Below are 21,356 nucleotides of genomic sequence, written 5' to 3'. Positions count from 1 at the left end.
AGAAAATAAAAAAGTATGTTCTTAAAAATATCTTGTTTTACAAAATGGGTATGCTTTTTTGTGTTCTCTTTTGCTCTAATGTCCTGTGGAGTTTCTAAGTCTATAAAGGATATCCCTGATGTTAGTGCCTATTCTTCTTCTATTGAAGAAAGAATTAAAATTTCGGACTCTGTTTTTACTATAGAAAATAGTTTTCTTAGTAAAAACAAACAAGGCTTATGGGAACTTTATGTAGAAGGAGATCCTTTACAAATCGGTTTACAAACTGGAAGTCTGACACAAGAACTGTTTAAAAAACAAGAGCACGCTTTTCTATCTAAGGTTGGAGAATTAGTACCTTCAAAAACAAAACAATATGTATTGAGAAAAATTGTAGCCTGGTATAATAGGAAAATGTATTTACACATTCCTTCAGAATATAAAGCAGAAATATATGGGCTTTCAAAATATGCGTCAAACGATTATGATCATATTGCAAAAAACTACCTAAGAATACTATATCTTCACGGAGCGCATGATATAGGACATGCATTGCAAGATTTAGCACTAGTAGGGTGTTCTTCATTTGCTGCCTGGGGAGAAAAAACCGTAGACGGCGATTTGATTATTGGTAGGAATTTTGATTTTTATGCTGGTGATGACTTTGCTAAAGATAAAATCATTGCTTTTGTAAACCCAACAAAAGGTCATAAATTTATGTCTGTAACTTGGGGAGGAATGATTGGGGTGGTCTCAGGGATGAACGAACATGGACTTACAGTAACTATTAATGCAGGAAAATCTAAAATTCCTTTATTAGCAAAAACACCGATTTCAATTGTAACTCGTGAGATTTTACAGTACGCTTCGACTATAAATGAAGCTATTGCGATTGCAAAAAAGCGAAAAATTTTTGTATCTGAATCTATATTAGTAGGAAGTGCAAAAGATAAAAAAGCGATTACAATAGAAGTATCTCCCAAAAACTTTGGTGTTTATGATGTCGCCAACTCTAATCAATTAATTTGCTCTAATCACTTTCAAAGTGAAGCCTATGCAGATGACCAAAACAATATAAAACATATTGCAGAAAGTCATTCTCAATATCGGTATCAAAGAATGCAGGAGCTATTGCAACAGCAGCCAAAAGTAACTCCAAAAATAGCTGTTGATATTCTTAGAAATAAGTACGGGTTAGCTAATAAAAAGATAGGATATGGTAATGAAAAAGCTATAAATCAGTTATTGGCACATCATAGTATTGTTTTTAAACCAGAAGATCGTATGGCTTGGGTATCCTCAAACCCCTATCAATTAGGAGAATTTGTTGCGTATAATCTAAACGATATTTTTAGTAAAAAGAAGACAAAAAAAGGACTATCCCAACCTGATTTAAATATTGAAAGAGATCCTTTTCAATATACTAAAGCATATAGAGATTATGAAAACTACAGAAAATCGAGGAAAAATATTCAAAAAGCAATAGACAAAAAAGAAATGTTAAGTCCCTCTTTTATTACTACTTTTCAAGATAATAACCCAGAGTATTGGCAGACGTATTATTTAGTAGGTAAGTATTATTATAAAAAAAAGTATTATACTGCTGCATTACAAGCCTTTGAAAAAGCAAAAAATAAAGAGATTACGACAGTTGCTGATAAACGTGAGATCGATTCGTATATTCAAAAATTAAAAAGGAAATTAAAAAAATGATTCCTGAAATAGAAAAAGCACCATTAGCTGAAATTAAAAAGGTACAAGAGCAAAAATTAAAGAAATTAATATCTTATTTAGATAGACATTCTGTCTACTATCAAGGTGTTTTTGCAGCGCATGATATTACCCCTTCAATGATAAATACGCTTGAGGATCTGGTTAAAATACCAGTTACTACCAAAGAACAATTACAACAGTTTAATGATGATTTTATCTGTGTACCAAGAAACGAAATTATTGATTACGTTACTACTTCTGGAACCTTGGGAGAACCAGTTACTTTTGCATTAACAGATAATGATTTAAAAAGACTAGCGTATAACGAAGCCATCTCTTTTGCTTGTGCAGGCGTAAAAAAAGAAGATGTATTGCAATTAATGACCACTATAGATAGACGTTTTATGGCTGGGTTAGCTTATTTTTTAGGTGCTAGAGAATTAGGCGCAGGAATTATACGGGTAGGAGCTGGGATTCCTGAATTACAATGGGATTCTATTTTAAAGTTTAAACCTACCTATCTAATTGTAGTTCCTTCATTTTTATTAAAACTAATTAAGTATGCCAAAGAACATGATCTTGATATCAATGCTTCAGGAATTAAAGGTGCTATTTGTATAGGAGAACCTCTTAGAAATCAAGATTTTACTTTAAATACCCTTGCAAAGAATATAAAAGAAAATTGGGATATAGAATTATATTCTACCTATGCCTCTACAGAAATGAATACAGCATTTACAGAGTGTAATGAGCAACAAGGGGGGCACCATCATCCAGAACTTATTATTGTAGAAATTTTAGACGATAATAATGACCCTGTTTATTTTGGGGAGATAGGAGAACTTACCATTACTACTTTAGGGGTAGAAGCAATGCCTTTATTACGGTTTAAAACAGGAGACATGGTTAAGGCACATACGTCAAGTTGTGCATGTGGGCGTAATACAATGCGTTTAGGTCCTGTGGTAGGAAGAAAAAAACAAATGATTAAATATAAAGGAACAACTTTATATCCACCAGCGATGGATAATATCCTCAATGATTTTAATGAAGTAGAGAACTATATCATCGAGATTTTTCATAATGAAATAGGTACAGATGAAATTTTAATTAAAATAGATACGCAAAACCCTACAGATGATTTACTTCATGATATAAAAGATCATTTTAGAGCAAAGCTGCGAGTATCCCCAAAAATTGAATTTCATGATAAAAAAGATATTCAAAAACTCCAATTTCCTAAACTAAGTAGAAAACCTGTAATTGTTATTGATAAAAGAAAAACAGAATGATTTTGTTTTAAAAGTAGTAAAAAAGAGTATTTCTAAAATTGAATAAAGTTAAACGAGTATTATAATGAATTAGAAGAAAATATTTTAATATTGTTTGTTAATCGTGCTTTTTTGATTTCCATTTTGCGTAGCATCCAATCCGGATAGCCAGAAGGATCTTCAGCATCATAAATACGAATATCCTGATCTAAATTTGCATCTGTAGTAATAAGATCGTCTTGTCTGCACTTAAGTATTATTGCAGCAGTCTGAACTCCAGAATAACTAGCTCCTGCTACTCCATGAGATGCAATACTAGCACCGCATAGATATAAATTCTCAATCTCACTTTTTGGTTTGTAAGCAAAAGGCCCTATATGGCGTAAACTTTTTTCAGTACCATATACGCATCCGTTAGTTGAATTTATATAGTATTTATTAGTAATAGGAGTGCCTAATTCTTTATGTACAATATGCTTGCTAATCCCAGGAACTACTTTTTCTAAGCTATTAATAAATTTTTGAGTCAGTTTTTTTTTGAATTGTAAATATTCCGGAGAACGTTTTTTATCCTCATTTTTAAATTTTTCAAAAGCTTGATAGTTAATATAAGTAATAACTTCGATAGTATGATACCTGCCATCAAAGCTTATTGGATCTTTAAGAGTTGTACAACTTATAAAAAGACCAGCAAATTCATCACCCTGCTCAATATCTATCCTTTGCATTTCTGCAAACTGTTTATCCATATCTTCATTTTTGGACATCATCCAAATATTACCCGAGTCTAATCCCGCTTTACGAAGATCCATATCTATTGTCAAAAATAGCATAAGCGATGTACATGAGTATTTTGTTTTATCTAGTTTTTTTGATAGTTTATTACTTATATTATCCCTGCCTACCATATCTAGGTAAGTTTTGCCTGGATCTGCATTAGAAATCACTCTTTTTGCAAAAATTTGCTCTCCATTTTCAAGTTCAACTCCAATAGCACGTTTTTTCTTTTTTCCTTCTAATAATATATGCTTTACATTTTGACCGGTACGGACTTCGCTACCGTGTTTTTTGATCATATTAGTCATTGCTTTTACTATGGCACCTCCTCCTCCCATAGGATAAAAACCACCATCAAAATAATGATCCATTACAGCACAATGTAACGGGAAACTTGCTTTGCCAGGTGGTAATCCATGATCGCCGTATTGCATGTTTAGGATCGTTTTGAGTAATGGATCTTTGAGATACCAATTAATAACTTTCTTTAAACTGAATAAAGCATATTTACCCATGTATTTTGTGCGAAAAGGAATCGTAACGTGATCCCAAAAACCTTTCATTTTAGGGATTAGTTGTATTTGGCGGCTCACTGTGCGAACCATGGCAAGGTATTTTACAATGTTTTTCTTTTCCTTAGGAAAACGCTTTGATAGTGAGTTACATAATTTTTCAAAATTTGCAGGAAAATCAAAACGTTCATCTCCAATCCAACAATGTTCATATCCTTTAGTGTTCATCCTAAAAAAAGCAAGGTCATTTGCTATTCCCAGACCTTTATATAATTCGCTTGTAGATTGCCCTTTGTCTAATAAACCTACATAATGTACTCCAGGAGTGAAACGATAACCATTTAAATAAAAACTATGACACCAGCCCCCTGGAACATCATGCTGTTCCAAAACTAATACGCGTTGTCCCGCACGGGAAAGACAAATAGCAGAAGCAAGTCCTCCTACACCAGAACCTATAATGATGGTGTCTATTTCAGTATTATTTATGTCTTTTGATTTTAAATCTGATATTTTTTGAGAGTTGTCTTTCATTACTTAAGATAAAAAAGGAACAGGTAAAATATAGCTGTAATGATACAACTATATTTTATGAATTATAGATTAAAAGTATATAACCCAAAATAGTTTTTTAAGAAAAACAACACGATAATCGAAGATATTTTGATTATTTTCTAGGTGTTTTAATCCACCTTGTGGAGTTTAATTCTTCGAGGCTTGCCTCGAAAACAAAATATATTTTTCGGAAGCATACCTCGTGAGCTTGCTCCGAGGTTATTAATTTTTCTTAATCCGATATGTTTTTATTCTTATCATAAAGAGGTGTAAGTGTTTTTGTAATGAACGCTTACTTTTTTTAGATCTTCCATTCTTAATGGTTTTTCTAAAAAAGTATAAATCAAATTACTTTCTAATGCTTTTAACTTATCTTTTGCCCAGTTTGATGTAGTAAGAAAAACTATTATCATATCAGCTCTTTTCTTTTTTGGTAGTTTAGAATAATTTTCTAAGAATTCAAAACCATCCATTTTAGGCATATTAATGTCTAAAAAAATTATATTCGGCCTTGGATGTAATTTAAATTTTCCTTTTTTACAAATATAATTCAGGGCTTCTAAACCGTTTTCGACATTATATATGTGGTTTACTTCTTTTGTAACCTCTATAAGTTTTTTATTATAAAAATTAGTCGAGGGACTATCATCTACTAATAAAACACAATCAATTTTTTTCATTTTTTTTCATTTTAGGGATTGTAAAAAAAAACGTAGAACCCTTATTTTGGTTAGATTTCACCCATATTTTACCATTATGGTTATCTACTATACGTTTACAGTTAGCAAGACCAATACCAGTTCCTTCGTATTCACTTTGGCTATGTAGGCGTTTAAAAACTTCAAATATTTTGGTTTGATATTTTTTTGGAATTCCAATCCCATTATCTTTAACGAAAAACTCTATAGAAGAAGCTCGGTCTGTAAAACCGATTTCTATTTTTGGAATATCATTTGTTCTGTATTTCAAACTATTAGAAATTAGGTTTTGAAACAGTTGTCTTACTTGTAAAGAGTCACAGATAGTATTAGGAAGTTTTTCTACTTGTATTTTAGCTTGGTTTTCTGATATAGTATTTTGAAGATCTTCAAGGATTTTAGAAATTATATCATTTATATTAATATGTTCAAAATTTAACGACTTATCATCTAATTGAGAGTATATTAGTAAGTCATTGGTTAGGGTTATCATCCTTGCTGATGCTTTCTCTATAAAATCAATATATTGTCTTCCGTTTTGATCTATTTTTTGACCATACTCATCTTTGAATAATTTGGTAAAGCTAGTTACAGTTCTTAAAGGTTCTTTTAAATCATGAGAAGCTAGGTAGGCGAAACGTTCAAGCTCTATATTAAGCTCCTTCATTTTACGTTCAGATTCCTTACGTTCATTTATATTTAATACAGTACCTACTACTTTTTTATTTGTTTCAACACTATTATTTTTAACCTGTGCATTAATTCTAAACCATTTATACCCTTCTTTGTGAGTTTTTAATTGTATTTCAGACTTAAAAGGGTTCTCATTTTTTATATGTATTTCTATTTCTTTTTTGAATTTTTTGACCTGATCTGGGTGAATAAGATTTATTAAACTATTAAAAGATGGTTCTACTTCCTTTGTAGTATACCCTAATATATTATATAATTCTGGAGATAACCAAGCTTCATCTGTGGTTATGTTGCTCCACTCCCAGAGACCAGACCCTGTACTTTTAACAGCCAATCTAAATCGCTCTTCGCTTTCTTTTAATCGGTGAGTCAATTTTTTTGTAGGTGTTGTTACCAGAGCTACTCCTAATATTGATTTTACTTCTCCTTCTTTATTTCTTTTATTTATTTTGTCGGTACTTAATATCCATACTGATTCTCTTGTGTTTTTATGTACTAAACGATATTCAAGCTGTAATTCTTCATTATTTTTAATATGTTTTAATTTTTCATGGTGAGCGTTAATTGCTTTAATATCATCTGGATGTACAACTATTTTCACAACATCTTCTTTCATTTCCTTAATTTCCTTCGAGGTATATCCAGCAGCTTCCCAAATATTAGAACTAGTGTACAAGCTTTTTTTAGCTATAACATCATAGATGTAGATAAATGCTGGACTAGAATTGTTTAAATGAGTTAGAAAACTATTAAGCTTTTCTTTTTCCTCTATAAGAGATTTTAATTCATGTATATTAATAAAATTAATGACTACTCCTTGTGTGATATCTTCTTGACTCCTATATGGAAAAATTTGCATTGAAAACCAATTTCCATTAGAATTGATAACTTCTTTTTTATAGGGTTGTAATGTTTGTGTTACTTCTTTAGAATATCGAATTAAATCTTTGCCTCCCAAAGTTCCAGAAAAATGAGTTATAGAACGCCCTATGTCTTTTGTACGTAACTGGAAATGCTCGTGAATGGATGGAGTGTATTTTCTAATTTTAAAATCTTTATCTAGAAATATGGTTCCGATATTAATGTTCTTCATCAAGTTTTCAACATCAGAGTTTAATTGGATAAGCTCTATGTTTTTTTCTTGTAATTCAGTATTAACGGTGTGTAGTTCCTCGTTAAGAGATTGTAGTTCTTCATTAGTGTTTTGTAATTCTTCATTGGATGCAAGAAGCTCTTCGTTAGTGGCTTGCATTTCTTCGTTAGAGATTTCTAATTCTTCTATTGTAGATTGAAGATTTTCTTTAGTTTCACTCAAAGCTTCCTTAAGCTCTATTAGTTGACTATCATTAGATATAAGCTCAGGAACTAAGGTGTTTTTGTCTATAATTTTTTGATCGGATTCCTCTATAATAGTAATTAAAAATAAACGACTATTTGTAGAAATAATATCGTATAAGCATATTATAAGGCGAATATATTTTGATTTATTGTCTATAATAAATCTAACATCTTTTTTTATAATCTCATTAGAGTTAATAGATAACTTACGAGTTAACGCTTTAATAGGTATATTTAATTCATCAGGGAGTATTTTTAATAAATTATTTGAGTATCCTTCGTCAGGATATTGTATGTATTTTTTTAATTTTCCTGAGGCATGGATGATTTCAAAATTTTCATCAACGCAAACACTTACAGTACATAATTCATCCATTAATAATTTATTGATGGATTTTTCGATTTTATCCTCTAAAGAACTTTCTGAACGTAGAGATTGAAGCCTTGTGTTTCCTTCTTTTTGTATTCTCCAAATATCGTTTCTGTTTATATTTATAACACGTTCAGAAAGAATATTTTTGTAGATTTTCCATTTAGCACTAATTTCTGTAAAATTTTTCCGTAAAATTCCAAGGCTTTCAGGACTCCCTAAAAAAAGATACCCATTAAGATTTAAAGCATAGTGTATGCTAGATAATACCTGAAACTGTATGTTATTTTCCATGTAAATAAGCAAGTTTCTACAAGAAACTAGATCCATTTTATTAAAGGGTGGGTTTTGTAAAATGTCATGTTTAGAAAAAATAATATTTTTTCTAATATTAGGTAAGATTTGATATTTGTTTTCTTTTTTAAGAAAGTATTTACTTAAAATTTCAAAAGGTACTTCAGATTCAATATTTTTATTATAAATACCTTTGGTAGCTCTCTCAATAGCGCGATCATCTAAATCCGTGGCAAAAACTTTGTAGCGAATAGCTAGATTATTTTTTCGTAAATATTCTTCTAATAGAATAGTGATTGAATAAGCTTCTTCGCCAGTAGAACATGCCACTACCCATATTTTTATGACTTCTTCTTTTGATTTTTTTGAAACTATTTTGGGAATAACTTTCTTCTTGAGAATATCAAAAGCGTTTTGATCTCTAAAAAACTTGGTTACGCCAATTAAATACTCTTGTATTAAGATAAATTTTTCGTTTGGATTGTTATGAAGGTAATTGATATAATTTTCTACAGTTTGAGATTTTGTAATATTAATTCTTTTTGCTGTTCGTCGAAGTAAAGTTGGTTTTTTATAAGAAGAAAAATCATATCCAGTATAGTTTTTGATTATTTTTAAAATACGAAGTAAAGGTTCTCCATTATCCGAAAATTCTTCTGTAAGTTTTGGATACACATAATAAGGATGAGAAACAAATTCTACAAGTTCATTTCCCATTTCTTTTGGAGCGATAACATAATCAGCTAATCCTTGAGAGATAACACTTTTTGGCATACCATCAAAATCAGAAGTTTCAGGACTTTGCACAAATATAGTACCACCAACTTCTTTTATAGACTTAGCTCCTTTGGTGCCATCAGATCCTGTTCCTGATAAAATAATAGCAATCGCTCGATCTTTTTTCTCAATAGCTAAAGAATTAAAAAAGATATCAATAGAAAAGTTTATTTGGTTATTTGGGGGGCGTTTGGTAAGGTTTAGTTTCCCATGTTTAATCTGAATGTTTTTAGTCTCTGGGATAAGATAGATATGATTTGGTGCAATTTTATCTCCTTCTTTGGCTTCTTTGACATCCATTGATGTATGTCGAGATAAAAGTTCGGGCATTAAACTTTTATAATCAGGAAATAAATGTTGGATAATTACGAATGCAAAGCCAGTATCTGTTGGGCAATGATCAAAAAAACCTTCTAAAGCTTTTAAACCTCCAGCAGAGCTTCCTATGCCAATTATATAAAAAAACTCTCCCTCTTTTTTAGGTATTATTTTTTCCATTCGTTTAACTCAGTATTTAGTCAAGAAATAATTTAAAATAAAGTTTATTTTACTGATGAAATTTTAAAATTTTAAAAGCAGGGGGTTTTATCTTTAAATATAAAAAATAATAAAGGATTTTTTTTACTGAAATCCATATTATTGTTAATTCCATAACTATTTTGAGGTGAAAGCGTAATGTGTTTTAAGTGTGGTTGTTAAAGTGAATAATTACCTAAAGGTATCCATGAGGTATAAGAATATAGAGGTCATAAAAATTAGAAAGAAAAACACTAATTTCTACTATCATTTTTTTTGTTTTAGTATAAGAATTATAATATTTGTCATTTTTTTAAGCTATTTATAATGATATAGTATCTTTTGGGAGTTAACTAAAGAGAGAATTGTTTCATAAAGAATATTTGTTATGTTATTTCGAGGACTCATATTTTTATACAATCGTATAATATAAGAGGAACTTTTTTAGTTAATAAGGTAAATGTTTGAAGCAAAATAGGCGTGGACTATCTCTTAAATTTTTGGTAAGAATTTTTTAAGAATTTTCTCATTCTTGTATTTAATTGTACATTGGTACCCGCACCTCAAAATCTAATAATATGTCAGAATTTTGGCTTTATGTAAAGCTAGGCTTTAGTCATGTGCTGGATTGGCACGCTTATGACCATATCCTTTTTTTAATTGTACTTACTGTAGGGTATACTTTTGATAACTGGAAACGAATTTTAGTATTAGTAACGTTATTTACACTTGGGCATACCATATCTTTGTTTTTAGCATCGTATAATGTAGTTTCAGTAAATTCCAAATTAATAGAGTTTTTAATACCGCTTACTATTTTAATAACAGGTTTGTTTGCTGTTTTTACAGTAAAAAACACCTCAAAAAGCGGTAAAATGGGACTTTTGTATGGAGCAACTATTTTCTTTGGACTTATTCATGGATTAGGTTTTTCAAGTTATTTTAAGGCAATTAGTAGTAATGTTAGTTCTAAAATTTTACCATTAATTGAATTTGCTTTAGGTGTCGAAGGAGCACAAATAGTTATCGTTTTACTGGTTTTAATTATTAGCTTTATAGTTCAGACTTTTTTTAGGTTTTCAAAACGAGATTGGGTATTGGTCATTTCTTCTATTGTAATAGGAATGGTAATACCTATGCTTATCGCAAATAAAATTTGGTAAATAAGTAAGGATTAAGATTGTATTTGCCACATCGTAATAATATATTCGTACTTTGAATTATTATCCATTTGTTATTTTTCTACTTTATGTCCAAAAAAAAACAGCTCAAATATGATAAAGCGTATCTTAGAATAGCAAATGAGTGGGGGAAACTATCTCACTGCGAACGAAAAAAAGTTGGAGCGGTTATTGTTAAAGATAGAATGATTATTTCTGATGGATTTAATGGAACCCCGACAGGTTTTGAAAATCCATGTGAGGACGAAAAAGGCTATACAAAGTGGTATGTGTTACATGCAGAGGCAAATGCTATTTCTAAAGTAGCGTCATCTACACAATCTTGTAGCGGAGCAACACTATATATAACCTTGTCTCCCTGTAAAGAATGTAGTAAGTTAATACATCAAGCAGGAATAAAACGTATTGTATATCAATTAGGTTATAAAGACGATTCAGGCTTGCAATTTCTTGAAAAAGCAGGGGTAGAAATAGAACAGATTACAGATTTAGAAGAGTAATGGGATATTCAAAAAAATACTTGCCTTTGTTTTTAGGCCTGGCTATAGGTGTTGGGGTGTTTTTGGGGAGTAAACTAAATTTTAGTAACCCATCAGCAAAATTATTTTCTTATAATTCCAAAAAAGAAAAACTCAATAGACTTATTGATTATATTGATTATGAATATGTTGATGAGATTAACACAGATAGTATAGTAGAAGTTGCTGTAAATCAAATATTAGAAAACCTAGATCCACACTCTGTTTATATCCCCACAGAAGAGTTAGAAGGAATTACAGAAAGTATGCAAGGTGATTTTATAGGTATAGGAGTTAGTTATTATCCATATAGAGATACTATATCTGTAATTAACACAATAAAAGGTGGTCCTAGTGAAAAATCAGGGATTAAAGCAGGAGATAGAATTTTAATGGCTGATATGGATACTTTGTATGGAGAACGTCTTGTACGAGAAGGGTTGGCAAATAAGTTAAAAGGAGAATTAAATAGTCAAGTACAACTTAAAATCTTTAGAAAAAGTAAAGGGGTGTTTAATGTGCTTGTTAAAAGAGGTCGTGTACCTTTACAAAGTGTCGATGCATCTTATATGTTAGAAGATAAATTAGGCTATGTTAAGGTAAATCGTTTTGCAGAAACCACATATAAAGAATTCAAAGTAGCATTAAATAAATTAATTACAAAGGGAGCTAAAAATATTGTAATTGATCTTCGGGATAATGGAGGAGGGTTTATTGCTCCTGCATTAAAAATGGCAGATGAATTTCTTAAGGACGATGTTCTTATTATGTTTACTAAAAATAAAAAAGGAGCAATAGAAAATAACTATGCTACCAGTAAAGGTGTTTTTGAAAAAGGAAAAGTTTATGTGTTAATTAATGAAAACTCAGCTTCGGCTAGTGAGATTTTTGCAGGAGCAATACAGGATAATGATAGAGGAGTTATCGTAGGTAGACGATCTTATGGTAAGGGTTTGGTACAAAGAGAAATGGCGTTAGGAGATGGTAGTGCAGTTAGATTAACAATTTCAAGATATTATACTCCTACAGGGCGTTCTATACAAAAACCTTATGATAATGGTAATAAAGAATATTTTAACGAATATCTGGAACGATATAAAAATGGGGAATTACAAAGTGCAGATAGTATTCAGGTAGCAGATTCTTTGAGATTTAAAACACCAAAAGGTAAAATTGTTTATGGTGGCGGTGGTATTATTCCAGATATATTTGTAAGGAAAGATACAACGCGTGTTGGAGAAACATTAGATTATATGCTTCGTTCTGGTCGTATGGGAGGTTATGTATTTGAAAAACTAGATAAAGATAGAGAGTATTATAATAGCTTATCCGAAGATGAGTTTGAACAGAAAATCAATATTGATGATGATTTTGCAGAAGATTTTTTAAAATATGCAAGAAGAAGAGGTGTAGAAATAGAGCTAAAGGATTACGAAGATCAATTGAAAAAATATTTGAAAGCTACGATGGCACAACAACTTTTTGGTGCTGGTGCATTTGAAAGAATTATAAATAAAGATGATGTAATGATTAATAAAGTAGTGTCGCTTTTGAAAAAAGAATAACTTATACCCCCTAAATATGTCAGAATTTGAAGAATATTTAATAGCTATAGGAATTTGTTCACCACTCTTTTTCTTTATTATTGCAGTTGCTTTTAGATTATTAGATAATAGTGCCTCTATCTTTTTAAAACATGACATTCTGGTAGATACCTCTTATGTATCAGGAGATATAATTAGAGAGCATATACATCGTAATTCTGAAGATAAAAAACTTAAGAAATCGTTAATGACAGCACTTATGTTTAGGCGATTACATAATTTTTTTATGATATTAACAGTAATTACTATTCCTCCTGCAATTATTGCCTGTTTTTTTGTCTTTTAAGCTTTTTGTGAAAAATTATTTGCTTCTCTTCTTTTCTTGAATACTTCTTGATATCAATAAAATTAATAGTAATACAACTACACAAGAAGAAGAAAATACACCTATAAGAGCGGTTTTGCTATCTTTGATTAATGGATTTTCAAAGTCTATATGCGTAGTGTTATAGATGATTAAACTTACTGCAATAATAATTAATGTGTATATAAAATATCTCATTTGTTATATGTATTTAGTGTTTCTATTTTGTTTAAAAAAGATCCTTAATGTTGGTGGCAAATAACTTGACAGCTATTGCAAGTAAAATTACACCAAATATTTTTCGAACAACATTAATCCCTTGTTTGCCTAAAACTTTTTCTATTCGACGGGAAGACTTTAAAACAATATAAACAAAAACAATATTAACTAAGATTGCAATTACAATGTTAATAGTGTGATATTCTGCCCTTAAAGATAATATAGAAGTCATAGTTCCAGCTCCTGCGATTAAAGGAAAAGCAAGAGGAACAACTGCTGCCGTTTCTGGAGCATCATCTCTGTATAATTGTATGCCAAGTATCATTTCTATTGCCAAAAAGAAAATAATAAAAGATCCTGCAACAGCAAAAGAATTAACGTCTATCCCAATCAAGCTTAGGATTTCTTTTCCTACAAAAAGAAAAAGAATCATTAATATAGCAGCAACTATAGATGCTTTTTCACTTTGTATATGCCCTACCTTTTTACGAAGGTCTATGATAATAGGTATGCTTCCTACGATATCTATTACAGCAAATAAGATCATGCTTGCAGTTAATATCTCTTTAAAATTAAAGTTCATAAAAAATAGTTTCAAAAATTTGTGCAAATGTAATTAGACTTTATAGAATAAAGGTATTATAAAAAGATGAATAAATTGTAAAAAATTATGGCATAAGAATTATCTTTGTCCCATGTTTCAATTAGGAAAAACCATAGTTTCTGAGGATATCATAGAAAAAGATTTTATGTGTAACCTCTCTGCTTGTAAAGGAGCTTGTTGTATTGATGGAGAAGCAGGAGCGCCTTTGGAAGAATCAGAAATACATAAGCTTGAAGAAATTTATCCCTTAATAAAATCTTATTTAAGAAAAGAAGGTATAGATGCTATTGAAAAGCAAGGGATTTATGTAAAAACGGAAGAAGGAGAGTTAGAAACACCTTTAATTAATGGTGCAGATTGTGCATATGTGACTTTTGATGATAAAGGAACTGCTTTATGTGCAATTGAAGAAGCGTATAACCAGGGAGAAATAGATTGGAAAAAACCAGTATCCTGTCATTTGTACCCTATTAGAGTTCAGCAATACACTGAGTTTTCTGCTGTAAATTATCATAAATGGGAAATATGTGATGATGCTTGTACATTAGGTAAAGAATTACAAGTTCCAGTATATAAATTTGTAAAAGAAGCCTTAGTCAGAAGATTTGGAGAAGATTGGTATGCAGAACTCGAAAATGTGGCAGCAGGTTTAAAAAAATAACCATTAATGACTGCTTTTAAGTATTAAATCTCTTCTTTTTGATATCTTTTTCTGTTAAAAAACATAAAATTTTTAATTACGGTTTAGCCGTAAATTAGCATATTTCTACCTTTTGAATTTTCTGTTCATAAAACGCGGTTAGTAAGTGAGAAATGGGAGGTTCTCAAGGGTAATCATTACCTAATTTGATATTTTCAAAAAAGAACTAAATAATTGATAGTCATTTATTTATACTTAATTTTGTAATTGATCTTTTTTGTCTCTATTTCTCTTCGTGTTGAAAACTTTGTTGAAAACGTTTGCTAACTTTTGGTGAAACTTTTAACGTATTTTTTGATCTTTGTAAGACCGTTTGAGAAGAAAAAAATTACAAAAAAGTTAAAGAAAATTAAGATGAGTGCTGTAGAACCTATTTTGCAAGAAAATAAAGATCGATTCGTAATTTTTCCAATTCAACATCATGATATTTGGGAGTGGTATAAGAAATCAGAAGCCAGTTTTTGGACTGCAGAAGAAATTGACTTGCATCAGGATATTACAGACTGGGCAACTAAATTAAGTGATGATGAAAAATATTTCATCAAACACATTTTAGCATTTTTTGCTGCATCTGATGGAATAGTAAATGAAAATCTCGCAGAAAACTTTATAAATGAAGTGCAGTATAGTGAAGCAAAATTTTTCTATGGTTTTCAGATTATGATGGAGAATATTCATTCTGAAACATATTCATTACTTATTGATACTTATGTTAAAGATGAAAAAGAAAAAGATATTTTGTTTAATGCACTCGAAAACTTTCCAGCAATTAAGAAAAAGGCAGATTGGGCATTAAAGTGGATTGAATCTGATTCCTTTGCAGAACGCTTAATTGCTTTTGCAGCAGTAGAAGGTATTTTCTTCTCTGGAGCATTTTGTTCTATCTTTTGGTTAAAAAAGAGAGGATTGATGCCAGGACTAACCTTTTCAAACGAGTTGATCTCTAGAGATGAAGGTGTACACTGTGATTTTGCAGTTCATCTTCATAATAAACACCTAATAAACAAGGTTCCAAAAGATAAAATTCGCGAAATTCTTGTTGATGCATTGGATATCGAAAGAGAATTTATTACAGAATCACTTCCGGTAAGTTTGATTGGAATGAATTCAAAATTGATGACACAGTATCTAGAGTTTGTTACCGATAGATTGTTGGTAGAATTAGAGTGTGAAAAAGAATATGGTACGGCAAATCCATTTGATTTTATGGATATGATCTCTTTACAAGGAAAAACTAATTTCTTTGAAAAACGAGTTTCAGAATATCAAAAAGCAGGAGTACTTAATAAAGATACCGAAGAGAATAAAATAAGCTTTGACGCAGATTTTTAGCATGGAATTTTCATAGCAAAAACATATTCATTCTGAGCTAATCAAAAAACATTTCTTCTGTTTACAACAGTTTAGCTCAGTTTGATAAAGCTTAATAAAAAGCTTTACAAAGAAAAACAAAAAGGGGAGAGTCATATATTTTACTTTTAGAATTTCTCAGATCTTAGGATTTAGAGGTTTCTTTTTAATACCTAATATTAAATTAGGTGTGGTGTAATTTTTTGACTCTTAAATAATAAAAATAGTAAGACGAATTAGTATCACTTTCTTTAAAAAAAAGAAAATTTAAAAACCAAAAAAGCATATGTATGTAGTAAAAAGAGACGGTCGTAAAGAGCCAATTATGTTTGATAAGATTACCGCTAGGGTAAGAAAATTATGTTATGGACTTAACTCCTTAGTAGATCCTGTAAAGGTAGCTATGCGAGTGATAGAAGGATTGTATGATGGTGTAACGACAAGCGAACTGGATAATCTGGCTGCAGAAATAGCTGCAACCATGACCATAACACATCCTGATTATGCAAAGCTAGCAGCTCGTATCTCTGTTTCTAATTTACATAAAAACACAAAAAAGACATTCTCAGAGGTGGTTACCGATCTTTATGAGTATGTAAACCCCAGAACCGGTAAAAAAGCAGCTCTGATTGCAGATGATGTATATGATGTTATTATCGCTAATAAGGAAAAGTTAGATTCTACTATTATTTATAATAGGGATTTTGGATATGATTATTTTGGTTTTAAAACATTAGAACGTTCTTATTTACTTAAGATTAACGGTGAAATTGCAGAACGTCCACAGCATATGCTAATGCGGGTTTCTATAGGAATTCATCTTAATGATTTGGATGCAGCAATAGAGACGTATGAGCTAATGTCTAAAAAATATTTTACACACGCCACTCCTACTTTATTCAATGCTGGTACACCAAAGCCACAAATGTCATCCTGCTTTTTATTAACCATGCAAGATGATAGTCTTGATGGTATTTATGATACTTTAAAACAAACCGCTAAGATTTCGCAATCTGCAGGAGGTATAGGGTTATCTATTCATAATGTTAGAGCTACAGGATCTTATATTGCAGGAACTAATGGTACTTCTAATGGTATTGTGCCTATGTTACAAGTGTTTAATGATACAGCTCGTTATGTAGATCAAGGAGGAGGAAAACGTAAAGGATCATTTGCTATATACGTAGAGCCATGGCATGCGGATATCTTTGATTTCTTAGATCTTAAAAAGAACCATGGTAAAGAAGAAATGCGAGCACGAGATTTGTTTTATGCCATGTGGATCCCAGATCTATTCATGAAACGAGTACAAGATGATGCAGAATGGACATTAATGTGTCCTAATGAGTGCCCTGGACTATTTGATATACATAGTGATGCGTTCGAAGAAGCTTATCTTCGTTTTGAAGCAGAAGGAAAAGGTCGAAGAACTATAAAAGCGAGAGAGTTATGGGAAAAGATACTAGAATCTCAGATCGAAACCGGTACTCCATATATGCTATACAAAGATGCTGCAAATCGTAAATCTAATCAGCAAAATTTAGGTACTATTCGTTCTTCTAACTTATGTACCGAGATCTTAGAATATACTAGTCCAGATGAGATAGCAGTATGTAACCTTGCCTCTATTGCATTACCCATGTTTGTGAAAAACGGAGAGTTTGATCATAAGGAATTGTTTAGAATAACCAAAAGAGTAACTAAAAACTTAAACAAAGTAATCGATCGTAATTACTATCCTGTAAAAGAAGCAGAAAATTCTAATGTGCGCCATCGTCCAATAGGATTAGGAGTACAAGGATTAGCAGATGCATTTATACAATTGCGATTACCATTTACTAGTGATGGGGCAAAGAAGTTAAACCAAGAAATCTTTGAAACCTTATACTTTGCAGCAGTTACCGCATCGATGGAAGAAGCCAAAGAGGATGGCCCTTATCAAAGTTATGAAGGATCTCCTATTTCTAAAGGAAAGTTTCAATATAACCTATGGGGATTAAAAGATGAGGAATTAAGTGGTAGATGGGACTGGGATAAGCTACGAAAACAAGTGCTTAAAAATGGTGTTCGTAACTCTTTATTAGTGGCGCCAATGCCAACAGCATCTACCTCTCAAATACTAGGTAACAATGAAGCTTTTGAACCATATACTAGTAATATTTATACCAGACGAGTATTATCTGGAGAATTTATCGTAGTGAACAAACACTTACTAGAAGATTTAGTGAAATTAGGGTTGTGGAACGACTCGCTTAAAGATGCAATTATGCGAGCAAATGGATCAGTACAAAATATAGATATCATACCACAGGATTTAAAAGAGTTGTATAAAACTGTTTGGGAACTGAGTATGAAAGATATTATCGATATGTCTCGCCACAGAGGATATTTTATCGATCAGTCACAATCTTTAAACCTTTTTATGGAAGGAGCAACCATGGCAAAACTAACCTCGATGCATTTTTATGCATGGAAAAGTGGCTTAAAAACAGGAATGTACTATTTAAGAACAAAATCTGCGGTAGATGCCATTAAGTTTACACTAAAAAGTGAAAACAAAGAAGTGTCACAGCCAGAAAAAGTAGCTGTAGCTGCTGCACAAGTTATGGAGTCTCAATCTGCTAAAGCAGAGCCAAAACCACAGCCTGTTGCATTAGAAGAAACAGCACTTACTCCAGAAGAACTTCGAGCAATTATAGCACAGTCTAAAGAAGCTGAAGGAGATGACTGTTTAATGTGTGGGTCTTAATCTAAGTTTATATATAGCAAAAGGGGGAAGTTTTCTTTAGAAATACTTCCCTTTTTTATTATTTTTGAGCTATTTCTCGGTTTATATCGAGATTACGGGTTATTCACTGTATTTTTTATAGATTATTCCTTTTGATAGACTTAAGGACGGTCATAAAAAGAATACTGTTTTTGTCCCTTTTGCAAACCGTAAGTATATATTATGATGAATTGGGAGCAACTTCTGTCTTTAAAAAGACAAGGAGATAAAAATAAGAGATTACGTAAAGAACAGGATGAAACTCGATTAGGTTTTGAAGTAGATTATGATCGTATTATCTTCTCTTCGGCATTTAGGAGCTTACAAGATAAAACACAGGTCATTCCCTTGTCTAAAACTAGTTTTGTACATACCCGATTAACCCATAGTTTAGAAGTTTCTGTAGTAGGACGTTCTCTGGGTAGAGTAGTAGGAAAACAAATTTTAGAAAAACACCCACATCTGGCAGAAGTTTATGGGTATAAATTTAATGATTTTGGTGCTATAGTAGCTGCAGCAGCATTAGCACACGATATAGGAAACCCTCCCTTTGGGCACTCTGGAGAAAAAGCCATAGGAGAGTATTTTAAAACAGGTAGCGGTAAGCGATATAAAGAACAAATAACAGCAAAACAGTATCAGGATTTAATTGATTTTGAAGGAAACGCCAACGGATTTAAAATCCTTACCGAATCCCGAAAAGGAATCGAAGGAGGTCTGCGATTATCCTATGCTACATTAGGAGCTTTTATGAAGTATCCCAAAGAGTCCTTACCAAAAAAACCAACAAAACACATAGCACATAAAAAATTTGGATATTTTCAAAATGATGTTTCTTTTTTTAAAGAAGTAGCAGAAGAAGTTGGATTGTTATCCTATAAAATAGATAATGAATATACCTATAGTCGGCACCCATTAACTTTTTTAATAGAAGCGGCAGACGATATATGTTATACAATTATTGATTTTGAAGATGGAATTAATCTGGGGTGGATCGAAGAGGAGTATGCTCTTGAGTATTTGATTAAGTTGGTTAAGAATTCTATCAATACCTCCAAATATAATAACTTGGTTACTACAGCAGATAGGTTGAGTTATCTTAGGTCTTTGGCTATAAATACTTTGATACAAGAGGCGGCAAGTGTCTTTATTGAAAATGAAGAACAAATATTATCAGGGACTTTTGATATTGCGCTAATTGATAAAAGTAAGTATCAAGCACAAATTAATGATATTATCAAGATAAGTATCGATAAGATTTATCAAAGTAAAGAGGTGACCGAAAAAGAAATTGCAGGGTATGAGATTCTTGCAACTCTTTTGGATAGATATTGTGTAGCTACAGATAATTTTAATCAGGATATAAGCTCTAATTATGATAAGTTAATCCTTAGAGCCGAAGGAGGTAATTTTGATTATAAAAATGAAGATGTATATACTCGTCTTATTGGTATTTGTAATTATGTAGCGAGTCTAACCGATGGTAATGCATTGATGAAATTTCAGAAAATACGAGGGCTACAAATATAACAAACCACTTGTTTTGATTAAAACAAGTGGTTTGTATGATTTGATAATATTTAGTTATATTTTTTTGTAGGTATCTACATAAATATTTTTTGTAACAGTACCATCTTGATTTACATCTTCATGAGGGTATTGTACCTTTAAAATTTCTGAATTTAATTCTATTATAGTTTCAGAGCCATCACCAGTATCATAAGATATTATGTTACCAGATAAAGACCAAGGAGAAGAGTATGCGGAGTTACTACAAGTATCTCCTGTGCCGTTTGCATAAGAGTAAAAATAATCTATAATATTTCCTGTTTTATATTCTATAGTGGTTTTTAGGTCACATTCGTCAGATTGCATTACAACTCCGTTTTCTGTAGAACCTGTAAATTGCCATTTTCCTATTAACTTAGTTTCGTTTATGTTAATAGATGTACTTGGTTCAATATCAGGCTTTCCAATATAGGTAAATGTTTCAGCATAAATGGATGTTTTCTCAATACCCTGATCGTCTTTATATGTCTCTTTAGACTCAAGTTTTAGAGTGGTTTTACTCAACGTTATTATTGTATAGACATCTTCATAATCCCTATCATGATTTGTTAAAATAAAAGTAGATAATTTATTACCGGATAGTTCCCACGTATAATCTGCACTAATAGAAGAAGTGCATTCTTCATTACTTTCATGATGTCCGACAAATTTTGCTAATTTGCTTCCGTCTTCTTTAATAGAAAATTGTGAAATATCCTTTTTATCACAATCATTTAATATATCTTCTTTTCCGTCTTCTTCAATTTTAATTAATTGCCACTTTCCAATAAGATTTGTTTCGGTTATTTCTACATTGTCAGAAGCATCGTCATCTTTGGAGCAAGAAATAAAAATTGTTGCGATAAGTAAGATAAATAGGTTTAGTTTTTTCATAATGTAATTTATAGTTATTTTCTATATATAGAAGGTTTATGTCTTGTTTAGATAAAATGTTACCCTTAATTTTGATGAATATATATTAAGGAACCTGAATTCGATGCGAGAAAATTTACATCAGTCTGATTTTCGATAGAAAATAATACTTCGGCAAAACTCAGTAGAACTATC

Annotated in this window: 16 protein-coding genes; 10 read left to right on the top strand and 6 right to left on the bottom strand. The window is 31.1% G+C overall.

What is annotated here, in order from left to right; all coding sequences use genetic code 11:
• Window positions 1-15: 15 nt before the first annotated feature.
• Entirely contained in the window at window positions 16-1,692 is a 1,677-nt protein-coding gene (locus H527_RS0109480) for an acyl-CoA--6-aminopenicillanic acid acyl-transferase (RefSeq protein ID WP_027412492.1), read from the top strand.
• Window positions 1,689-2,984: a flexirubin biosynthesis putative acyl-CoA ligase FlxY gene (flxY, locus tag H527_RS0109475; protein WP_027412491.1), complete on the top strand. Its 1,296-nt coding sequence runs from the start codon at window positions 1,689-1,691 to the stop codon at window positions 2,982-2,984. Before H527_RS0109480 ends, flxY begins: the two co-directional genes overlap by 4 nt.
• 59 nt (window positions 2,985-3,043) lie before the next feature.
• Here the strand turns inward: flxY and H527_RS0109470 are convergent, their stop codons facing one another.
• The 3 genes from H527_RS0109470 to H527_RS23115 all read right to left on the bottom strand — a co-directional run bounded on the left by H527_RS0109470 (window position 3,044) and on the right by H527_RS23115 (window position 9,475).
• Entirely contained in the window at window positions 3,044-4,786 is a 1,743-nt protein-coding gene (locus tag H527_RS0109470; protein WP_027412490.1) for a phytoene desaturase family protein, read from the bottom strand.
• A gap of 278 nt (window positions 4,787-5,064) precedes the next feature.
• Window positions 5,065-5,487, bottom strand: a complete 423-nt coding sequence (locus H527_RS0109465; RefSeq protein WP_027412489.1) for a response regulator — start codon at window positions 5,485-5,487, stop codon at window positions 5,065-5,067.
• Window positions 5,474-9,475 carry a chemotaxis protein CheB gene (locus H527_RS23115; RefSeq protein ID WP_051316708.1) on the bottom strand — a complete coding sequence of 1,334 codons (4,002 nt, stop codon included), beginning with the start codon at window positions 9,473-9,475 and terminating at the stop codon, window positions 5,474-5,476. Before H527_RS23115 ends, H527_RS0109465 begins: the two co-directional genes overlap by 14 nt.
• A 596-nt stretch (window positions 9,476-10,071) precedes the next feature.
• On the opposite strand from H527_RS23115, the gene H527_RS0109455 reads away from it, so the two are divergent.
• The 4 genes from H527_RS0109455 to H527_RS0109440 all read left to right on the top strand — a co-directional run bounded on the left by H527_RS0109455 (window position 10,072) and on the right by H527_RS0109440 (window position 13,082).
• Window positions 10,072-10,656 carry a HupE/UreJ family protein gene (locus tag H527_RS0109455; RefSeq protein ID WP_027412488.1) on the top strand — a complete coding sequence of 195 codons (585 nt, stop codon included), beginning with the start codon at window positions 10,072-10,074 and terminating at the stop codon, window positions 10,654-10,656.
• Window positions 10,657-10,742: 86 nt separating this feature from the next.
• Complete coding sequence (locus tag H527_RS0109450; protein WP_027412487.1) at window positions 10,743-11,174, top strand: deoxycytidylate deaminase; 432 nt, start codon at window positions 10,743-10,745, stop codon at window positions 11,172-11,174.
• The gene (locus H527_RS0109445) at window positions 11,174-12,757 is read left to right on the top strand and encodes a S41 family peptidase (RefSeq protein WP_027412486.1); all 1,584 of its coding nucleotides are present in this window, start codon (window positions 11,174-11,176) and stop codon (window positions 12,755-12,757) included. The genes H527_RS0109450 and H527_RS0109445 overlap by 1 nt, the downstream gene beginning before the upstream one ends.
• 16 nt (window positions 12,758-12,773) lie before the next feature.
• Window positions 12,774-13,082 (top strand): hypothetical protein, encoded by a 309-nt coding sequence (locus H527_RS0109440; RefSeq protein WP_027412485.1) that lies wholly within the window; start codon window positions 12,774-12,776, stop codon window positions 13,080-13,082.
• Between the two features lie 15 nt (window positions 13,083-13,097).
• Here the strand turns inward: H527_RS0109440 and H527_RS23515 are convergent, their stop codons facing one another.
• Window positions 13,098-13,298 (bottom strand): hypothetical protein, encoded by a 201-nt coding sequence (locus H527_RS23515; RefSeq protein ID WP_081414585.1) that lies wholly within the window; start codon window positions 13,296-13,298, stop codon window positions 13,098-13,100.
• A 31-nt stretch (window positions 13,299-13,329) separates the two neighbouring features.
• Window positions 13,330-13,902: a MarC family protein gene (locus H527_RS0109435; protein ID WP_027412484.1), complete on the bottom strand. Its 573-nt coding sequence runs from the start codon at window positions 13,900-13,902 to the stop codon at window positions 13,330-13,332.
• Between the two features lie 112 nt (window positions 13,903-14,014).
• On the opposite strand from H527_RS0109435, the gene H527_RS0109430 reads away from it, so the two are divergent.
• The 4 genes from H527_RS0109430 to dgt all read left to right on the top strand — a co-directional run bounded on the left by H527_RS0109430 (window position 14,015) and on the right by dgt (window position 20,270).
• A complete protein-coding gene (locus H527_RS0109430; protein ID WP_027412483.1) occupies window positions 14,015-14,584 on the top strand; it encodes a DUF3109 family protein in 570 nt (189 codons plus the stop codon).
• 393 nt (window positions 14,585-14,977) lie between these two features.
• Complete coding sequence (locus H527_RS0109425; RefSeq protein ID WP_027412482.1) at window positions 14,978-15,955, top strand: ribonucleotide-diphosphate reductase subunit beta; 978 nt, start codon at window positions 14,978-14,980, stop codon at window positions 15,953-15,955.
• A gap of 304 nt (window positions 15,956-16,259) precedes the next feature.
• The gene (locus tag H527_RS0109420) at window positions 16,260-18,722 is read left to right on the top strand and encodes a ribonucleoside-diphosphate reductase subunit alpha (protein ID WP_027412481.1); all 2,463 of its coding nucleotides are present in this window, start codon (window positions 16,260-16,262) and stop codon (window positions 18,720-18,722) included.
• A gap of 204 nt (window positions 18,723-18,926) precedes the next feature.
• A complete protein-coding gene (gene dgt, locus H527_RS0109415; protein ID WP_027412480.1) occupies window positions 18,927-20,270 on the top strand; it encodes a dGTP triphosphohydrolase in 1,344 nt (447 codons plus the stop codon).
• Between the two features lie 54 nt (window positions 20,271-20,324).
• On the opposite strand, the gene H527_RS0109410 is transcribed toward dgt, so the two are convergent.
• Complete coding sequence (locus tag H527_RS0109410) at window positions 20,325-21,182, bottom strand: lipocalin-like domain-containing protein (protein WP_027412479.1); 858 nt, start codon at window positions 21,180-21,182, stop codon at window positions 20,325-20,327.
• Window positions 21,183-21,356 lie beyond the last annotated feature (174 nt).

The organism is Aquimarina muelleri DSM 19832 (assembly GCF_000430665.1).
GTDB lineage: Bacteria > Bacteroidota > Bacteroidia > Flavobacteriales > Flavobacteriaceae > Aquimarina > Aquimarina muelleri.
Note: the sequence above shows the minus strand (reverse complement) of the source record. Positions and strands in the feature narration are given on the sequence as shown.

Coding starts and splice junctions, on each gene's coding strand:
- H527_RS0109480 (WP_027412492.1), top strand. CDS start 16: ATGTTCTTAAAAATATCTTGTTTTACAAAATGGGTATGCTTTTTTGTG.
- flxY (WP_027412491.1), top strand. CDS start 1,689: ATGATTCCTGAAATAGAAAAAGCACCATTAGCTGAAATTAAAAAGGTA.
- H527_RS0109470 (WP_027412490.1), bottom strand. CDS start 4,786: ATGAAAGACAACTCTCAAAAAATATCAGATTTAAAATCAAAAGACATA.
- H527_RS0109465 (WP_027412489.1), bottom strand. CDS start 5,487: ATGAAAAAAATTGATTGTGTTTTATTAGTAGATGATAGTCCCTCGACT.
- H527_RS23115 (WP_051316708.1), bottom strand. CDS start 9,475: ATGGAAAAAATAATACCTAAAAAAGAGGGAGAGTTTTTTTATATAATT.
- H527_RS0109455 (WP_027412488.1), top strand. CDS start 10,072: ATGTCAGAATTTTGGCTTTATGTAAAGCTAGGCTTTAGTCATGTGCTG.
- H527_RS0109450 (WP_027412487.1), top strand. CDS start 10,743: ATGTCCAAAAAAAAACAGCTCAAATATGATAAAGCGTATCTTAGAATA.
- H527_RS0109445 (WP_027412486.1), top strand. CDS start 11,174: ATGGGATATTCAAAAAAATACTTGCCTTTGTTTTTAGGCCTGGCTATA.
- H527_RS0109440 (WP_027412485.1), top strand. CDS start 12,774: ATGTCAGAATTTGAAGAATATTTAATAGCTATAGGAATTTGTTCACCA.
- H527_RS23515 (WP_081414585.1), bottom strand. CDS start 13,298: ATGAGATATTTTATATACACATTAATTATTATTGCAGTAAGTTTAATC.
- H527_RS0109435 (WP_027412484.1), bottom strand. CDS start 13,902: ATGAACTTTAATTTTAAAGAGATATTAACTGCAAGCATGATCTTATTT.
- H527_RS0109430 (WP_027412483.1), top strand. CDS start 14,015: ATGTTTCAATTAGGAAAAACCATAGTTTCTGAGGATATCATAGAAAAA.
- H527_RS0109425 (WP_027412482.1), top strand. CDS start 14,978: ATGAGTGCTGTAGAACCTATTTTGCAAGAAAATAAAGATCGATTCGTA.
- H527_RS0109420 (WP_027412481.1), top strand. CDS start 16,260: ATGTATGTAGTAAAAAGAGACGGTCGTAAAGAGCCAATTATGTTTGAT.
- dgt (WP_027412480.1), top strand. CDS start 18,927: ATGAATTGGGAGCAACTTCTGTCTTTAAAAAGACAAGGAGATAAAAAT.
- H527_RS0109410 (WP_027412479.1), bottom strand. CDS start 21,182: ATGAAAAAACTAAACCTATTTATCTTACTTATCGCAACAATTTTTATT.